Source organism: Nocardioides cavernaquae, assembly GCF_003600895.1.
In the GTDB taxonomy this organism is placed as follows: Bacteria; Actinomycetota; Actinomycetes; order Propionibacteriales; family Nocardioidaceae; genus Nocardioides; species Nocardioides cavernaquae.
Window position 1 is genome coordinate 3056457 of the sequence record NZ_QYRP01000002.1, and the last position, 16480, is coordinate 3072936.

Below are 16480 nucleotides of genomic sequence, written 5' to 3' on the forward strand. Positions count from 1 at the left end.
CGCTCACGGCCCCCGGCGGGCGTCTCAGCGAGAAAGCCTAGAGGACACCTGGTCCCAGATCGCATGCGCCACCGAACTCTTCGACCCACGGGGCACGTCGACGCGCTCGCCGTCGGCCGCGAGCAGCACGGCTTCGTTGTCCGGACTGCCGAAGACGGCTCCCCCGCTGACGTCGTTGACGACGAGCAGATCGCAGCCCTTGCGGGCCAGCTTCGCGGTCGCCAGCTCGAGGACCGAACCGGTCGAGTCACCGGTCTCCGCTGCGAATCCGACGATCACCTGGCCGTCGCGCAGGCGGTGCTGCGAGATCTCCTTGAGGATGTCGGGGTTCTGCTGCAGCTCGATCGTGGGCGACGAACCGTCGTCGCTCTTCTTGATCTTCGCGTCGCTCACGCCGAGCGGGCGGAAGTCGGCGGGCGCTGCGGCCATCACGACGGCGTCAGCGGACGGCGCCGCGGCGACCACCGCGTCGCGGAGCTCGGCAGTCGTCTCCACACGCACGACCTTGACCCCGGCCGGGTCGGGCAGGGAGACGTTGGCGGCGACGAGGGTGACCTCCGCGCCGCGGGAGGCGGCGGCCCGAGCCAGGGCATAGCCCTGCAGGCCGCTGCTGCGGTTGCCGAGGAACCGGACCGGGTCGAGGTACTCCCGGGTGCCGCCGGCGGAGACCAGCACGTGCGTGCCGGCCAGATCGGGAACCGACGCGCCACGCGAGAGCACCTCACGGGCGATCTCGAAGATCTCGCTCGGGTCGGGCAGACGGCCCTTGCCGGTGTCGGCGCCGGTGAGACGGCCTTCAGCGGGCTCGATCACGATGTTGCCGCGTGCGCGCAGCGTGGCCACGTTGGCGACGGTGGCGGGGTGCTCCCACATCTCGGTGTGCATCGCCGGGGCGAAGACCACCGGGCACCGCGCGGTCAGCAGCGTGTTGGTGAGCAGGTCGTCCGCCATGCCGTGGGCGGCCTTGGCCATCAGGTCGGCGGTCGCCGGGGCGACGACGACGATGTCGGCGTGCTGGCCGATGTGGACGTGCGGAACCGCTTCGACACGGGTCCACACGTCCGAGGCGACGGGCTTGCCGCTCAGGGCAGCCCAGGTCGGCGCGCCGACGAACTCCAGCGCGGCCGCCGTGGGCACGACGGTGACGTCGTGGCCCGACTCGGTGAAGCGCCGCAGCAGCTCACACGACTTGTACGCCGCGATGCCACCGCTGACGCCCAGCACGACCCGGACCGCGGCGCCGCCCGTCATCAGATCAGCCTCGGGTCACTCGGCGGCGGAGGCAGTGGACTTCGCTGCCTCTTCAGCGGCCAGCTCGGCCGGGTCGATGTCCTCGCAGGTCAGCAGGTCCTCGTTGATCTCGCGGAGCGCGATCGAGAGGGGCTTCTCCTGCACGTGGGTGTCGACCAGGGGGCCGACGTACTCGAGGAGACCCTCGCCCAGCTGGGAGTAGTAAGCGTTGATCTGCCGAGCGCGCTTGGCGCTGTAGAGGACCAGCTTGTACTTCGAGTCCGTCTTGGACAGCAGGTCGTCGATCGACGGGTTGGTGACACCCTCGCCGGTGGGAGCAGACACGTAAAACGCCTTACTGTTCGAAGTTCAGAGAAGACGCGGGCCGGATGCGGACTCAGCGTCGCATCAAGGTTACCAACTCGTCCGCCGCAGCGTGAACTTCACGGTTGACGATGGTGACATCGAACTCCCGCTCAGCGGCAAGTTCGGTGCGTGCAGTGGCCAGTCGGCGCTCGCGTTCTTCCTCGGTCTCGGTCCCACGGCCGACCAGGCGGCGGACGAGCTCGTCCCACGACGGTGGCGCAAGGAACACGAAGAGCGCCTCCGGCGCGGTCTCGCGGACCTGCCGGGCGCCCTGCAGATCGATCTCCAGCAGCGCCGGCCGGCCGGAGGCCAGCGCGGCCTCGACGGGTCCGCGGGGGGTGCCGTACTTCGCGTGGCCGTGGACCACGGCGTACTCGAGCAGCTCTCCCCCGGCGATCATCCGGTCGAACTCCTCGTCGGAGACGAAGTGGTAGTGAAAACCGTCGATCTCGCCCGGTCGCGGCTTGCGCGTCGTGGCCGAGACGGAGATCCACACGTCCGGGTGGTCCTCACGGATCGTCGCGGCGACGCTGCCCTTGCCGACCGCGGTGGGGCCGGCCAGGACAACCAGGCGGGGTGCGACGAGGCGAGGCGGTGCGGGAGTGGTCTCCGGCATCAGTCGCGCGAGAACTCGGCCTCGAGCGAGGCCACCTGCTTCGCACCGAGGCCACGCACGCGGCGGCTCTCGGCAATGCTGAGACGCTCCATGAGCTGGCGGGCGCGCACCTTGCCGAGGCCGGGCATCGCCTGCAGGAGGTCGATGACCTTCATCTTGCCGACGACCTCGTTGACCTGACCCTCGCGGATCACCTCCATGATCGAGGCGCCGGAGTTCTTCAACCGGTTCTTGACCTCGGCACGCTCACGGCGCGACGCGGCGGCCTTGTCCAGGGCGGCCTGGCGTTGTTCCGGAGTCAGCTGGGGCAGGGCCACGTCGTCAGGTCCTCGTCATTCGTTCGGCAGGGCTGGCGGTCAATCTAGTCATCCACTTCGACCCGGGGCAACGCGGGCCGAGAAGAAGGGTCCGAACTGTGATCAGAAGAGCGGCAGGTGGCACACGTCGCGGGCGTGCTGGTCGACCGCGTTCGCTGCCTCGACCGTCTCCGGCGACGCGAGCCGGACGCTCGCGGCCTCGAGCGCCTTGCGATCGGCGGCGGGGAGGTCCTCCGGGAGCTTCCCGTCGACCTCGCCGGGTTCGAGCCCGGCCGTCTCCAGGACGTCCTGGAGTCCGGTGAGCGCGTCGAGCAGCGTGCGCCAGTCGCCCGCCACGTCATCGGGCGCCTCTCCTGCCAGGTCCTCGAGCACCGGCAACGCGTCGAGGAGGCCCTGCTGCGCTCCCCCGACGTCGAACGTCTTCGCGAGCTGGGGCGCCTGCTCCTCGACACTCTCGCAGTAGGACGCCTGGGCATCTCCGGCACAGCCGGTCAACGCCGACGCCACCAGCCCGAGGCCCGCCAGCGTCGCTGCCTTCTGGGCGAGGCGCATCAGCCGACCAGCGCCGCGAACTCGTCGTTGGCCCGGGCCGCGGCGTCGCGCAGCGCCTGGATCGAGGGGCCGGCGCCGAGGATCTCCCGCGTGGAGGTTGGTACGACGTTGCGGACTGCGGCCCCGAAGATGCGGCGCACGTCATCGGCCGTGCCGCCCTGGGCACCGATGCCCGGGACCAGCAGCGGACCGTTGATCGCGAGGTCCTCGTCGGTCGACCCGATGGTCGCACCGACCACGGCGCCGAACGACCCGAGCCCCGAAGCGTCGGCGTTGGCAGCGCGGAGGCCCGCGAGCACCTCACCGGCGATCGTCGTGCCGTCGGCAGTGCGTGCGTGCTGGAACCGCGGCGCCTCGGGGTTGGACGTCAGCGCGAGTGCGAACACACCTCCGCCGTGGCGCCGGGCGGTGTCGATCATCGGCTGCAGGGAGCCGAAGCCGAGGTAGGGGCTGGCGGTGATCGCGTCGGACGCGAGCGGGCTCGACGGGTCGAGGTAGGCGTCGGCATAGGCCTGCGCCGTGGTGCCGATGTCGCCGCGCTTCACGTCGAGGATCACCAGGCAGCCGGCGGCCCGGGTCTCGGCGATCACCTTCTCCAGCACTGCCACGCCGCGCGAGCCGTGGCGCTCGAAGAACGCGCTCTGCGGCTTGATGCTGGACACGACCGGAGCCAGCGCCTCCACCGCCGTCATGGCGAACCGCTCGCAGCCTGCCGCGGTGTCGGGAAGGCCCCAGGCCGCCAGCAGGGAGGCGTGGGGGTCGATCCCCGGGCACAGGGGTCCACGGGCGTCCATCGCGGCGCGCAGGCGCTGTCCGAAGGTCACAGGTCATCTCCTGGGTTGGTTGCCAGCTCGGAAGCGATCCGGAAAACGGTCGTCGGGTCGTGCAGCAGCGCGGTGCCCACCTGGACCGCGACGGCCCCGGCACTCAGGAAACCACGCGCGTCGTCGGCAGTGGCGATGCCACCCACCGCGATCAGGGGTACGCCGGGCAGTGCGGTCCGCACCTCGGCCAGGCAGCGCAGCGCGACCGGTCGCACGGCCGGCCCGGAGAGCTCGGCGGGAGTGCCGTTGTCGAGCGCCGCAGGGAGCGCGCCGCCGACCACCAGCGCATCGGCTCCCGCTTCGGCGACCGCGCGGGCGGCGGTGGCGATGCGGGACGGGACAGCAGGCAGCTTCACGTGCAGCGCCACGCCGACCGGGAGCTCGGCCCGGACGGCGGTGACCACCCGCGCGGCCTGGAACGGCTCGGTCGCGTCGAAGACCCCGAGCCGCCGTGGGTCGTCGACGGCGAGGTTGAGCTCGATGCCCGCGACACCCGGTGCCCTGACCAGCCGCCTGGTGATCTCGGCGTACTCGGCGAGGGTGGCGCCCGCGATCGACACAAAGGTGCGCACACCCTGCTGCGCGAGCCACGGCAACTCGGTCATCAGGAAGCGGTCGAGACCGGGGTTCTGCAACCGGTGCGCGCGCACGAGGCCGGCAGGGCTCTCCTCGACCCGCACCCGTCCGCCGGCACGCGGATCCATGGTCAGCGTGCGGGTGACGAACCCGCCGATCCCGGCGAGGCCGTCCTCCTGGGCGTAGGCGGCGAGCTCGCGGCCGGTGCCGCCGCATCCGCTGGCCACCATCACGGGCAGGTCGAAGCTCGTCGGGGCACTCACAGCAGCCCCCACTGGACGCGGTCACCGCGGAAGACCGGCCCCTCGGCGCAGGCACGCACCTTGTGGGCGATGCCGTCCTCGCCGATGACCGGCACGATGCAGGCGTGGCACAGGCCGGTGCCACAGGGCTGCGGGATCTCGAGGGCGACCTGGCTCCAGGCACCATGCGCCTCCGCCGCAGCAGCGACCGCGTGGAGCGTGGCGGACGGGCCTGCGGCGTAGACGACGTCGGCCTCGGCGCGTTGCAGGATGCCGGGCAGTGCCTGGCCGGCGGTGCCCTTGGCACCGAGGGATCCATCGACCGTCACGACGCTCACCGAGCGTGCCGTACGCCGCGCCTCGAGCGCGCCGAAGACGTGTGCCTCGTCGTCGGCCGCAAGCAGGATCGTGACCGCGCACCCGCGCTCACGCAGGCGTTCAGCAAGCGGGAAGAGTGCTGCGGCGGCGTAGCCCTCACCCACGAGCACACAGTTGACCGGCTCCTTGGGCTGGGCGAAGGGACGGCCGAGCGGGCCGGTGAGCTCGACCCTGGCGCCCTGGGTGAGGGCGGCCAGCCACGCGGTGCCGACGCCCGCCGGCTCGATGACGAGCTCGACGGTGGCGCCGTGACTTCCGGTGGGGCGGACCCGGTGGATCCAGAGGCTGCGACGGGCGAGGTGGGCACCATCCGGGAGCGAGACCGCGACGAAGTTGCCCGGGCGGAAGCGCTCGGCCACGCCCGGCGCTGCCAGGACGAGGTGGCGGTAGGCGCCCACCTTCTTGGTGGACAGCACCTCTGCGGTCACGTGGAGCGGGCCGGTCCCCTCACCCATCGGCACAGCAGTCATCGGCGGCGAGACACCGCCCGCAGGATCTTGCGGGGCCACAGCGGGCCCTCGTAGATGAACGCGGTGTACCCCTGGATCAGCGTCGCACCCGCGTCCAGACGTGCCACGGCGTCAGCGGCAGTCGTGATTCCGCCGACGCCGATCAGGACGAGGTCATCTCCGACCCGTGCCTTCAGCATCCGCATGACGTCCAGTGCGCGGTCGGTCAGCGGCTGGCCGGAGAGCCCGCCGGCGCCGATCGTCGACACCTTCGCCGGGTCGGTGGCCAGGCCGTCGCGACTGATCGTGGTGTTGGTGGCGATGATGCCGTCCAGGCCGATCGCCTTCGCCATGTCGGCCACCGCCAGCACGTCGTCGTCCGCGAGGTCGGGTGCGATCTTGACCAGCAGCGGGACGCGACGGTCGGTGACCACCAGGTCGGCGCGCTTGCGGACCGCTTCGAGCAGCGGCGTCAGCTTCTCGACGGCCTGCAGGTTGCGCAGGCCGGGCGTGTTCGGCGAGGAGACGTTGACGACCAGGTAGTCGGCGTACGGCGCGAGGTGGTCGACCGACTTCTCGTGGTCGGCGATGACCGCGGTGATGTCGTCGTCCGGCACGACCTTGGTCTTGCCGATGTTGACGCCCACGATCGGGCCGTTCTTGCCGCGACGCCTGGCGGCCCGCTCGGCAAGCCGGCGGCCCACGACCTCCGCACCGTCGTTGTTGAAGCCCATGCGGTTGATCACCGCACGGTCCTCGAGCAGCCGGAAGAGGCGCGGCTTCGGGTTGCCCGGCTGGGCTTCACCGGTGACCGTCCCGATCTCGATGTGCCCGAAGCCGAGACCGGCGAGCGCGTCGATGCCGACCGCGTTCTTGTCGAAGCCCGCGGCCAGGCCGAGGACGTTGGGGAAGGTGAGCCCCAGGGCCTGGACCGGCTGCGGCTTCGCGGTGCGTGACCAGCAGCTGAGCACCGGACGTCCTGCCCGGATCGCCGCGAACGCCTGCTCGTGCGCCTTCTCGGGGTCGATCTTCGAGAAGACGCCGTCGAAGAGGACGTCGTAGGGCTTCTTCACGCCAGGTCTCCCTGAGGGGCACCCGTGATGAGTGCCCACTCCTGCAGGGACCGCACGCCGATCTCGCCGCCGCGCACCGCCGCGATGCCCTGGACCGCGGCAGCCGCGCCCTGCACCGTGGTGATGCACGGGGTGCCCGTGAGGACAGCCGCCGCGCGGATCTCGTAGCCGTCGACGCGGGCGTCGGAGGCCGAGCCGTTGGGGGTGTTGACGATCAGGTCGATCTCGCCGTCCAGGATCATCTGGACCGACGTCTTCTCCCCTGCCGCGCCCTCGCCCTCGAAGTGCTTGCGCACGACGGTGGCCTCGATGCCGTTGCGGCGCAGCACCTCGACGGTGCCCTGCGTCGCGAGCAGCTCGAAGCCGTAGTCGGCGAGCACCCGGGCCGGGAAGATCATCGTGCGCTTGTCGCGGTTGGCGATCGAGATGAAGACCTTGCCGGACGTCGGCAGCGGACCGTACGCCGCGGCCTGGGCCTTGCTGAACGCCGTGCCGAAGTCGGCGTCGAAGCCCATGACCTCACCGGTCGACTTCATCTCCGGGCCGAGCACGGAGTCGACGTACTTGCCCTCCGGAGTGCGGAAGCGGTTGAACGGCAGGACCGCCTCCTTCACCGCGATCGGGGAGTCGGCGGGCAGCATGCCGCCGTCACCGGTCGCCGGAAGGACACCGGCCTTGCGCAGGTCGGCGATGGTCTCGCCCATCATCACGCGCGAGGCAGCCTTGGCCAGCGAGGTGCCAGTGGCCTTGGAGACGAACGGGACCGTGCGGGAGGCGCGGGGGTTGGCCTCGATGACGTAGAGGACGTCGGCACCCAGCGCGAACTGGATGTTGATCAGCCCGCGCACGCCGACACCCTTGGCGATGCCTTCGGTGGCTTCGCGGATCCGCTTGATCTCGGTGGCGCCCAGGGTGATCGGCGGGAGCGCGCAGGACGAGTCACCGGAGTGGATGCCGGCCTCCTCGATGTGCTCCATGACGCCGCCGAGGAAGAGGTCGGTGCCGTCGTACAACGCGTCGACGTCGATCTCGACCGCGTCGTCGATGAACCGGTCGATCAGGACCGGGCGGTCTTCGCTGATCAGGTCGGTCGCCATCTCGAGGTAGGCCTCGAGCGCGTCATCGGAGTAGACGATCTGCATGCCGCGACCGCCGAGGACGTAGGACGGGCGGACCAGGACCGGGTAACCGATGCCGTGCGCGATGTCGCGGGCGTCCTCGAAGGAGACCGCGGTGCCGTGCTTCGGCGCGACCAGGCCGGCCTCCGCGAGCACCCGGCCGAACGCGCCGCGCTCCTCGGCCAGCTCGATGGCCTCGGGGGACGTGCCGACGATCGGGACACCGGCGTCCTGCAGGCCCTGCGCGAGACCCAGCGGGGTCTGGCCACCGAGGGTCGCGATGACACCGGCGATCGGGCCGGCAGCGAGCTCGGCGTGGTAGATCTCGAGCACGTCCTCGAGCGTCAGCGGCTCGAAGTAGAGCCGGTCTGCGGTGTCGTAGTCGGTCGAGACCGTCTCCGGGTTGCAGTTGACCATGATCGTCTCGTAGCCGGCCTTGCTCAGCTCGAGAGCAGCGTGCACACACGAGTAGTCGAACTCGATGCCCTGACCGATGCGGTTCGGGCCGGAGCCGAGGATGAGGACGGCCGGCTTCGTGCGCGGCAGGACCTCGGTCTCCTCGTCGTACGACGAGTAGTAGTACGGCGTCTTGGCCGCGAACTCGGCGGCACACGTGTCGACGGTCTTGTAGACCGGCCGGATGCCCTCGTTGTAGCGGATCTGACGGACCTCGGCCTCGGTCAGACCCGCGCCGTCGGTGTCCCGCAACCCGGCGATCTGGGCGTCGGAGAAGCCGTGGCGCTTGGCGAGCCGCAGCGTCGTGGCGTCCAGGTGCTCGGCGTCAGCGACGGTCTGGGCGACCTCGTTGATCAGGAAGAGCTGGTCGACGAACCAGGGGTCGATCTTCGTGTTGTCAAAGATCTCGGTCTGCGTCGCGCCGGCGCGGATCGCCTGCATGACCTTCTGGACCCGGCCGTCGTGCGGACGCCGGATTTCAACCAGGAGCTCCACCAGCTCATCGGGGCCCCCGACCTCGGTGGCCCAGGTGAACGGAGCGGCCTTGTTCTCCAGCGAGCGCAGCGCCTTGTTGAAGGCCTCGGTGAAGTTGCGTCCGATCGACATCGCCTCACCGACCGACTTCATGTGCGTGGTCAGGGTGGTGTCGGCGGTCGGGAACTTCTCGAACGCGAACCGCGGCACCTTCACCACGACGTAGTCGAGCGTGGGCTCGAACGACGCGGCGGTGGAGCCGGACGGGCCGGCGGTGATGTCGTTCTCGATCTCGTCGAGGGTGTAGCCGATGGCCACCTTCGCGGCGATCTTGGCGATCGGGTAGCCGGTCGCCTTCGACGCCAGCGCGGAGGAGCGGGAGACGCGGGGGTTCATCTCGATCACGATGACGCGGCCGTCGGCCGGGTTCACGGCGTACTGGATGTTGCAGCCGCCCGTGTCGACGCCGACCTCGCGGATGATCTCGATGGCCAGGTCGCGCAGGTGCTGGTACTCGCGGTCGGTCAGCGTCATCGCCGGGGCGACCGTGATCGAGTCACCGGTGTGGACGCCCATCGGGTCGAAGTTCTCGATCGAGCAGATGATCACGACGTTGTCCTTCTTGTCGCGCATCACCTCCAGCTCGTACTCCTTCCAGCCGATGATCGACTCCTCGATGAGGACCTCGGTGGTGGGGCTGGCGGTCAGGCCGGCACCGGCGATGCGGTGCAGGTCCTCTGCGCTGTAGGCGATGCCCGAGCCCGTGCCGCCCATCGTGAAGGACGGGCGGATGACGACCGGGTAGCCGAGCTCGACGGTGGCCTTCTCGCAGTCGTCCATCGTGTGGCAGACGAAGCTCTTGGCGACCTCTCCCCCGACCTTGTGCACGATCGCGTTGAAGAGCTCCCGGTTCTCACCGCGGTGGATGGCGTCGAAGTTCGCGCCGATCATCTCGACGTTGTACTTCTCCAGGACGCCGCGCTCGTGCATCGCGATGGCCGCGTTGAGGGCGGTCTGGCCGCCGAGGGTCGGCAGGATCGCGTCGGGGCGCTCCTTGGCGATGACCTTCTCGACGAACTCCGGGGTGATCGGCTCGACGTACGTCGCGTCGGCGAACTCCGGGTCGGTCATGATCGTGGCGGGGTTCGAGTTGATCAGGATGACCCGCAGGCCCTCCTCCTTGAGCACCCGGCAGGCCTGGGTGCCCGAGTAGTCGAACTCGCAGGCCTGGCCGATGATGATCGGGCCGGAGCCGATGACGAGGACGGACTTGATGTCGTCGCGCTTGGGCATGTGGTTCAGGCTCCCTTGGTGGCCGCGGAGGACCGGGCAATGTTGTCAGCCATGAGCTGGGTGAAGCGGTCGAAGAGGTACGCCGCGTCATGCGGGCCGGCGGCCGCCTCCGGGTGGTACTGCACGGAGAAGGACTTGAGCCCGCGCTCGTCGCGCAGCTCCAGCCCCTCGACGCAGTCGTCGTTGAGGTTGATGTGCGACACCGTCGCCTCGCCGTAGGGCGTGGTGGTCGAGCCCTCGAGCGGTGCATCGACGGCGAAGCCGTGGTTGTGCGCGGTGACCTCGACCTTGCCGGTGGTGCGGTCCATGACCGGCTGGTTGATGCCGCGGTGGCCGTACTTGAGCTTGTAGGTGCCGAAGCCGAGCGCGCGGCCGAAGAGCTGGTTGCCGAAGCAGATGCCGAAGTAGGGCAGGCCCTGCTCCAGCGCCGCCTTGAGCAGCTCGACCTGGCCGGTCGTCGCCGCCGGGTCGCCGGGGCCGTTGGAGAAGAAGAGGCCGTCGGGCTTGATCGCGTTGACCTCGTCGAGCGACGCCGTCGCGGGCAGGACGTGCACCTCGATGCCGCGCTCGGCCATCATCCGCGGGGTGTTGGCCTTGATGCCGAGGTCGAGCGCCGCGACGGTGAACAGCTTCTCGCCAACCGCAGGCACGACGTACGCCTCGGGGGTGGTGACTGCGTCGGAGAGGTTCGAGCCCGCCATCTCGGCAGACTGCTGCACCTTGAGGAGCAGCGCGGCCGGGTCGGTCTCGGTGGTGGAGATGCCGACGCGCATCGCGCCACGCTCCCGCAGGTGGCGGGTCAGCGCACGGGTGTCGACGCCGGAGATGCCGACGACGCCCTGCTCCTTGAGCTCGTCGTCCAGCGAGCGCACCGAGCGCCAGTTGGACGGCACCCGGGCAGGATCGCGCACGACGTAGCCGGCCACCCAGATCCTGCGGGACTCCGGGTCCTCGTCGTTCATGCCCGTGTTGCCGATGTGCGGGGCGGTCATGACGACGACCTGGCGGTGGTACGACGGGTCGGTCAGCGTCTCCTGGTAGCCGGACATGCCAGTGGAGAACACGGCCTCGCCGAAGGTCTCCCCCTCGGCGCCGAACGCCTCACCGCGGAACGTGCGTCCGTCCTCGAGGACCATCAGGGCAGGCTTCAGATTCATCAGGAGCTTCCTTCGACAATTTTCTGGCCAAGACAGGTCGCAGTGCCACGCAGGAACGTGGCGTGCACGGCGCCGGTCAACGAGCGACCGTGCCAGGGGTTGTTGCGAGACAGCGACACCGAGGCGTCGCGGTCGACGGTGACCGACGCGGAGGGATCCACGAGGGTGAGGTTGGCGGGAGCACCGACAATCAATGCGTTGCCGTGGCTGTACTGACCTTCTTGGGAAAGCCCGGCGATGCGGGCCGGGTTGGTCGACATGACCCGCGCGACACCGGCCCAGTCCAGCAGCCCGCCCTCGACCATGACCGTGGAAACAACCGACAGGGCGGTCTCGAGGCCGAGCATGCCGAACGCCGCGTCGACGAAGGCGTGCTCCTTGTCGTGGCGTGCGTGCGGGGCGTGGTCGGTGGCGACGGCGTCGATCGTGCCGTCAGCCAGCGCGGCGCGCAGCGCCTCGACGTCCTCGGCCGGGCGCAGCGGTGGGTTGACCTTGTACGTCGGGTCGTAGCCGGTCAGCAGGTCGGTGGTGAGCAGCAGGTGGTGCGGCGTGACCTCGCAGGTGACGTCCCAGCGCCCATCCTTCTTGGCCTGCGACTTGGCCCAGCGCACGACCTCGACGGATCCGGCGGTGGAGACGTGGGCGATGTGGACCCGCGAACCCGTGTGGCGCGCGAGCATCACGTCCCGGGCGACGATGACCTCTTCGGCGATGCCGGGCCAGCCGGGCAGGCCGAGCTGGCCAGAGAGCTCACCCTCGTGGCAGCAGGCGGTCGGGCCTGCGAGCGACGGGTCCTGCGCGTGCTGGGAGACGACGCCCCCGAACGCCTTGACGTACTCCAGCGCGCGGCGCATGACGCGGGCGTCGTGGACGCACTTGCCGTCGTCGGAGAAGACCCGGACGTTGGCGCGGGACCGGGCCATCAGGCCGAGCTCCGCGAGCTCCTCGCCCTGGAGTCCCTTGGTGACTGCGCCGACGGGCTGGACGTCGACGATGCCCGCGGCGCGACCGAGGTCGAAGACCCGCTCCGCTGCCTCGGCGGTGTCGGTGACCGGGTTGGTGTTGGCCATCGCCAGGACGGCGGTGTAGCCACCGACGGCGGCAGCTCGCGATCCGGTGAGCACCGTCTCGGCGTCCTCCCGGCCGGGCTGGCGCAGGTGCGTGTGCAGGTCGACCAGGCCGGGCAGCGCGACGAGGCCGTCGGCGTCGACCTCGGTCGCACCCGCAACGCTGAGCGAGCCGACCTCGGCAATGACGCCGTCGACGAGCAGCAGGTCAGCAGCCTCGCCGCCGAGGAGGCGCGCGCCCTTGATCAGGGTCTTCCCCTGCGAGCTGGTCACTTGGCTTCTCCCTCGTTGGGCCCGGCGAGCAGGTGGTAGAGCACGGACATGCGGATCGCGACGCCCGAGGAGACCTGGTCGAGCACGACCGACTGGGCCGCATCAGCAGCGTCGGCGGCTATCTCGAGGCCGCGGTTCATCGGGCCGGGGTGCAGGATCGGGGCGTCCGGCTTCAGCAGCGCCAACCGGTCGCGGGTGAGGCCGTAGCCGACGGTGTACTCCCGCGCGGTCGGGAAGTAGCCGCCGCTCATCCGCTCCTTCTGGACGCGGAGCATCATCACCGCGTCGGCCTCGGGAAGCACGGAATCGACGTCGTACGACGTGGCGAAGCCTGCGTCCTTGGACCACGAGGCGATGCCGGACGGCATCAGCGTCGGGGGCGCGACGACGGTGACGTCGGCGCCGAGCTTGGTCAGGATCTTCACGCCGGAGCGGAAGACGCGGCTGTGCGTGAGGTCGCCGACGATCGCGATCTTGCGACCCTCGAGCGATCCGAGCTTGCGCTGCAGCGTGTAGGCGTCGAGCAGCGCCTGCGTCGGGTGCTCGTGCATGCCATCGCCGGCGTTGATGACGGGGATGTCGAGCCACCCGGCGACCTGGTGGGCGGCGCCCGAGGCGGAGTGGCGCATGACCAGGCCATCGATGCCCATGGCGGTCACGGTGAGCACGGTGTCGCGCAACGACTCGCCCTTGGAGGCGCTGGACCCCTTGGCGGAGATGTTGATGACGTCGGCGGAGAGCCACTTGCCGGCGATCTCGAAGCTCGACCGGGTGCGCGTGGAGTCCTCGAAGAAGAGGTTGATCACCGTGCGACCGCGCAGCGCGGGCAGCTTCTTGACCGCGCGTCGCTGCACGTCGTGCATCTCGGCAGCGGTCTCGAAGAGGGCGCCGATGTCGTCGACGCTCAGGTCGTCGATGGAGAGCAGGTGCTTCTTCACGCGCTCGCCCCCTTGTCGTCGGCGGTGACGCTGTCGGCGATGCGGACCTCGTCGACGCCGTCGGTCTCGACCAGACGGACCCCGACGCGCTCGGTGCGTGCGCTCGGGAGGTTCTTGCCGACGTGGTCGGCGCGGATCGGCAGGTCGCGGTGCCCGCGGTCGACGAGTACGGCGAGGCGCACGGTCGCGGGCCGGCCCAGGTCGGAGAGCGCGTCGAGCGCGGCGCGGATCGTGCGGCCGGAGAAGAGCACGTCGTCGACCAGGACGACGGTCTTGCCGTCGATGCCGCCGGCCGGGAGCTGGGTCTTGTGCGGGCTGCGCGTCGGGTGCGACCTGAGGTCGTCGCGGTACATCGTCACGTCGAGCTCGCCGACCGCCACCGGCTTGCCCTCGACGGCCTGGATCTTCTCGGCGATGCGCTTCGCCAGCGGCACACCGCGGGTGTGCAGGCCGAGGATCACCAGCGACTCGGGCTCGCGGTTGCGCTCGAGGATCTCGTGGGAGATGCGGGCCAGCGCCCGGGAGACGTCACGGGCGTCGAGAACGACGCGACCAGCAAGGGCGGAATCGCCGGGGACCGGGTCGAGGGTAGGCATCAGTGCGCCGGACCTCCTTCTCCGCCTCACAGGACGGCTCGTTAAAGGATGTCGAACAGGTGCCACCCTAACAGGGCGTGGGCCCTACGGCTGACCCGGGATGTTGTGCTTGTGCTTGCTCCCGGGGGGATTTTCGCCACACTTCGGGCCCTGCGGCGGAAGCTCCTGTACGTCGTCGCGCGCGACCCAGCCTCGCAGCGGCGCAGCCGTCTCGCTCGGCATGCTCTCGACGAGGACTCGGTCGCCCTTCACCTCGTGCACGATGGCGATGTGGCCGCCTTCCACCGCTGTCTCGCCGATCGTTGACGCACAGGTCGGAGCCGCGCCGACCAGCCGCACCTGGCCGCGCAGGTAGAAGTCGTCGACCCAGCCGCTGAGCGACGGGCCTTCGACCGTGGTCACGCGCATGGCCATGCGGTCACGCTCGACGACCCGGACCAGGGTGCCGTCGTGGACCTTGCCGACCACGTGGGTGCCGTGCGCGACGTCGTACAGCGGGACCTGGTCGAGCTGCACCAGGCCGTGGTCGTCGCGGCCGCTGAGCAGGGCGAGCCTTCCGTCCCCGGTGTCCTTCTCCGGCGCCTCCTGGCCGGCGCACCCCGTGAGGAGCGCACCGGCCAGGAGGAGTGACGCGGTGGTGCCGGCGAACCGTCCGATCACGGGCAGGTCGCGGGGTTCGCGGTGCCCTTGGTGACGCTGAGCGATGCTGTGTCGCACCACGCGCCGCCGTCGCCGATCCGGTGGATCACCTTGTTCGACTGCGATGTCGGCCAGTTGTAGGACTTGGCATCGAGCTCGACACCACCCGGCGAGGTGTAGCGCGCCCAGTCGGTGCCCGTGTTGTTCAGGAAGCCCGAGGCGAATTCGAAAACCCAGCGGCCACCGGCCGGGATGACCGTGCCGGCCGGGATCGTCTTCGGCGCGCCGCCGCCGTTGACCAGGTCGTCGACCTTGTAGCCGGAGACGTCCACCGCGACCGCGGTCGGGTTGTAGAGCTCGATCCACTCGTTGCCGGTGCTCGGTGCCGGCATGAACTCGTTGACCTTGATCAGGGTCGGGTCGCCCTGGCCGCCGCCTCCGCTGCCACCGGCGGTGTAGGACTTCGTGCCGCTGTCGTACTCGACGGCGTAGTTGGCGCCCGCGTTGGTCGTGTAGAGGTGCACGTCCCCGTTGCTGTTCAGCGTGCCGGTGTAGTCGATCGGGTTGCCGGTCGTGTCCGTGGTGTCGCACGGGTTGTTGGCCAGGAAGACGTCGGATCCGATCGCCTGGTAGGCGTCGACCGCGCGGTTGGCCGGGTGACCGTAGGAGTTCGAGCCGCAGGAGATGAACGCGGTCTCCGGGTCCATCGCGTTCACATAGGCGTTCGACGAGGAGTGACCCGAGCCGTGGTGGTTGGCGCGCAGCGTGTCGTAGTTCTGGCTGCCGAACTTGGAGACGAGGCCCGCCTCGATGTCGTTGTAGGTGTAGCCGTTGCCCGAGGTGGAGTACTCACCGTCGGAGTCACCGGCGGTGGCGTACTTCCAGGCGCCGTAGGTGAACTTCACCGCGGTCGAGTAGTCGTTCTCGCTCGGCGGGACCGAGTCGCCGGTGTGGTCGCCGCTCACCGGCGTGACGCCGTCGGCCTGCAGCGTGTCCTTGCCGTTCGCGTTCACGACGGTGACCCCGACACCGGTGCCGAGGTCGATGCTCGGCCAGCCTCCCGCGTTGGTGAGCGTCGTGACCTTGCCCTGGATGTGGGCCCGGTCGGCCTGGCCGGCGGGGCCGTAGAGCCAGCAGATGAAGCGGCGTCCGGTCTGGCTCGTCGTGCCCGCGTTGTGCCAGTCGACCTCGGGAGCCGGCGACGTCGCGGTCCCGACCTCGCACTGGTTGTTGGAGTTGTCGTCGACCCAGGTGCCGCCGTCACGATCGATGAGCGAACCGACGGTGAAGCCGAGTCCGTTCGGGATCGAGGTCGGGGTGAGCAGCTGGTAGAGGCCGTTGCCGATCGACGAGGCACCATCCTCCGGGACGTGGGCGTAGCCGATGTGGTCCAGGTGGTGGTGGCTCACCATGACGTAGTCGAGGGCGACCGGGTTGCTGCCGGTGCCGCAGATCGCCTTGAGGCGCTGAGCAACGGCGTACGCCTTGGTGTTGGTGCCACTCGTGTTCCAGGACGTCTCCCCGAGGTCGAGGAGCATCGTCTTGCCCGTCGGGCCGACGATGAACTGGCTGTCGCCCTGCTCGACGTCCAGCCAGTAGACATTCACCTCACCCTGACGCCAGGTGCCCGAGGTGGAGCACGAGGTGGCGGCGGCCTGGGCCGGCGCCGCCGAGATCACGACCGCCAGCGAGCTGGCGACGACCGAGGCTGCAACTGCGGCAGCGCGAAGCAGTGACATGCGAACTGGACTCCTGTGGTGGCCCGACTTCCCCCGAACGGCTGAACTCTGGCGGTCCAGACCACCTGATTCGGGTTCGAAAATCGCATGTCACGTGAACTTCGTGT

At 69.9% G+C, this 16480-nt stretch carries 16 protein-coding genes; all 16 read right to left on the reverse strand.

Going from position 1 to position 16480, the window contains the following annotated elements; translation table 11 throughout:
- Positions 1-24: 24 nt before the first annotated feature.
- Positions 25-1251: a bifunctional phosphopantothenoylcysteine decarboxylase/phosphopantothenate--cysteine ligase CoaBC gene (gene coaBC / locus D4739_RS14700; protein WP_120061306.1), complete on the reverse strand. Its 1227-nt coding sequence runs from the start codon at positions 1249-1251 to the stop codon at positions 25-27.
- A 15-nt stretch (positions 1252-1266) separates the two neighbouring features.
- Positions 1267-1575, reverse strand: a complete 309-nt coding sequence (rpoZ, locus tag D4739_RS14705) for a DNA-directed RNA polymerase subunit omega (RefSeq protein WP_120061307.1) — start codon at positions 1573-1575, stop codon at positions 1267-1269.
- Between the two features lie 52 nt (positions 1576-1627).
- Positions 1628-2212, reverse strand: coding sequence for a guanylate kinase (gene gmk / locus D4739_RS14710; RefSeq protein WP_120061308.1), 585 nt, complete (start codon positions 2210-2212; stop codon positions 1628-1630).
- Entirely contained in the window at positions 2212-2529 is a 318-nt protein-coding gene (gene mihF, locus D4739_RS14715) for an integration host factor, actinobacterial type (RefSeq protein ID WP_120061309.1), read from the reverse strand. The genes gmk and mihF overlap by 1 nt, the downstream gene beginning before the upstream one ends.
- A gap of 102 nt (positions 2530-2631) precedes the next feature.
- Entirely contained in the window at positions 2632-3081 is a 450-nt protein-coding gene (locus tag D4739_RS14720; protein ID WP_120061310.1) for a hypothetical protein, read from the reverse strand.
- The gene (gene pyrF, locus D4739_RS14725; RefSeq protein WP_120061311.1) at positions 3081-3905 is read right to left on the reverse strand and encodes an orotidine-5'-phosphate decarboxylase; all 825 of its coding nucleotides are present in this window, start codon (positions 3903-3905) and stop codon (positions 3081-3083) included. Before pyrF ends, D4739_RS14720 begins: the two co-directional genes overlap by 1 nt.
- Positions 3902-4744 carry a nitronate monooxygenase gene (locus D4739_RS14730; protein ID WP_147384942.1) on the reverse strand — a complete coding sequence of 281 codons (843 nt, stop codon included), beginning with the start codon at positions 4742-4744 and terminating at the stop codon, positions 3902-3904. The genes pyrF and D4739_RS14730 overlap by 4 nt, the downstream gene beginning before the upstream one ends.
- Complete coding sequence (locus D4739_RS14735; protein WP_120061935.1) at positions 4741-5571, reverse strand: iron-sulfur cluster-binding protein; 831 nt, start codon at positions 5569-5571, stop codon at positions 4741-4743. Before D4739_RS14735 ends, D4739_RS14730 begins: the two co-directional genes overlap by 4 nt.
- On the reverse strand, positions 5568-6623 hold the full coding sequence (locus D4739_RS14740) for a quinone-dependent dihydroorotate dehydrogenase (protein WP_120061313.1): 1056 nt from the start codon (positions 6621-6623) through the stop codon (positions 5568-5570). The genes D4739_RS14735 and D4739_RS14740 overlap by 4 nt, the downstream gene beginning before the upstream one ends.
- The gene (carB, locus tag D4739_RS14745) at positions 6620-9964 is read right to left on the reverse strand and encodes a carbamoyl-phosphate synthase large subunit (RefSeq protein WP_120061314.1); all 3345 of its coding nucleotides are present in this window, start codon (positions 9962-9964) and stop codon (positions 6620-6622) included. The genes D4739_RS14740 and carB overlap by 4 nt, the downstream gene beginning before the upstream one ends.
- Before the next feature lie 5 nt (positions 9965-9969).
- Complete coding sequence (gene carA, locus D4739_RS14750; RefSeq protein WP_120061315.1) at positions 9970-11121, reverse strand: glutamine-hydrolyzing carbamoyl-phosphate synthase small subunit; 1152 nt, start codon at positions 11119-11121, stop codon at positions 9970-9972.
- Positions 11121-12461 carry a dihydroorotase gene (locus D4739_RS14755; protein ID WP_120061316.1) on the reverse strand — a complete coding sequence of 447 codons (1341 nt, stop codon included), beginning with the start codon at positions 12459-12461 and terminating at the stop codon, positions 11121-11123. Before D4739_RS14755 ends, carA begins: the two co-directional genes overlap by 1 nt.
- Positions 12458-13399: an aspartate carbamoyltransferase catalytic subunit gene (locus tag D4739_RS14760; protein ID WP_120061317.1), complete on the reverse strand. Its 942-nt coding sequence runs from the start codon at positions 13397-13399 to the stop codon at positions 12458-12460. Before D4739_RS14760 ends, D4739_RS14755 begins: the two co-directional genes overlap by 4 nt.
- Positions 13396-13995, reverse strand: coding sequence for a bifunctional pyr operon transcriptional regulator/uracil phosphoribosyltransferase PyrR (gene pyrR / locus D4739_RS14765; protein ID WP_120061318.1), 600 nt, complete (start codon positions 13993-13995; stop codon positions 13396-13398). Before pyrR ends, D4739_RS14760 begins: the two co-directional genes overlap by 4 nt.
- A gap of 84 nt (positions 13996-14079) precedes the next feature.
- On the reverse strand, positions 14080-14655 hold the full coding sequence (locus D4739_RS14770; protein WP_120061319.1) for a hypothetical protein: 576 nt from the start codon (positions 14653-14655) through the stop codon (positions 14080-14082).
- A complete protein-coding gene (locus D4739_RS14775; RefSeq protein WP_120061320.1) occupies positions 14652-16373 on the reverse strand; it encodes a lamin tail domain-containing protein in 1722 nt (573 codons plus the stop codon). Before D4739_RS14775 ends, D4739_RS14770 begins: the two co-directional genes overlap by 4 nt.
- Between the last annotated feature and the right edge of the window lie 107 nt (positions 16374-16480).

Coding starts and splice junctions, on each gene's coding strand:
- D4739_RS14735 (WP_120061935.1), bottom strand. CDS start 5,571: ATGACTGCTGTGCCGATGGGTGAGGGGACCGGCCCGCTCCACGTGACC.
- D4739_RS14720 (WP_120061310.1), bottom strand. CDS start 3,081: ATGCGCCTCGCCCAGAAGGCAGCGACGCTGGCGGGCCTCGGGCTGGTG.
- gmk (WP_120061308.1), bottom strand. CDS start 2,212: ATGCCGGAGACCACTCCCGCACCGCCTCGCCTCGTCGCACCCCGCCTG.
- coaBC (WP_120061306.1), bottom strand. CDS start 1,251: ATGACGGGCGGCGCCGCGGTCCGGGTCGTGCTGGGCGTCAGCGGTGGC.
- pyrR (WP_120061318.1), bottom strand. CDS start 13,995: ATGCCTACCCTCGACCCGGTCCCCGGCGATTCCGCCCTTGCTGGTCGC.
- carA (WP_120061315.1), bottom strand. CDS start 11,121: ATGAATCTGAAGCCTGCCCTGATGGTCCTCGAGGACGGACGCACGTTC.
- carB (WP_120061314.1), bottom strand. CDS start 9,964: ATGCCCAAGCGCGACGACATCAAGTCCGTCCTCGTCATCGGCTCCGGC.
- D4739_RS14775 (WP_120061320.1), bottom strand. CDS start 16,373: ATGTCACTGCTTCGCGCTGCCGCAGTTGCAGCCTCGGTCGTCGCCAGC.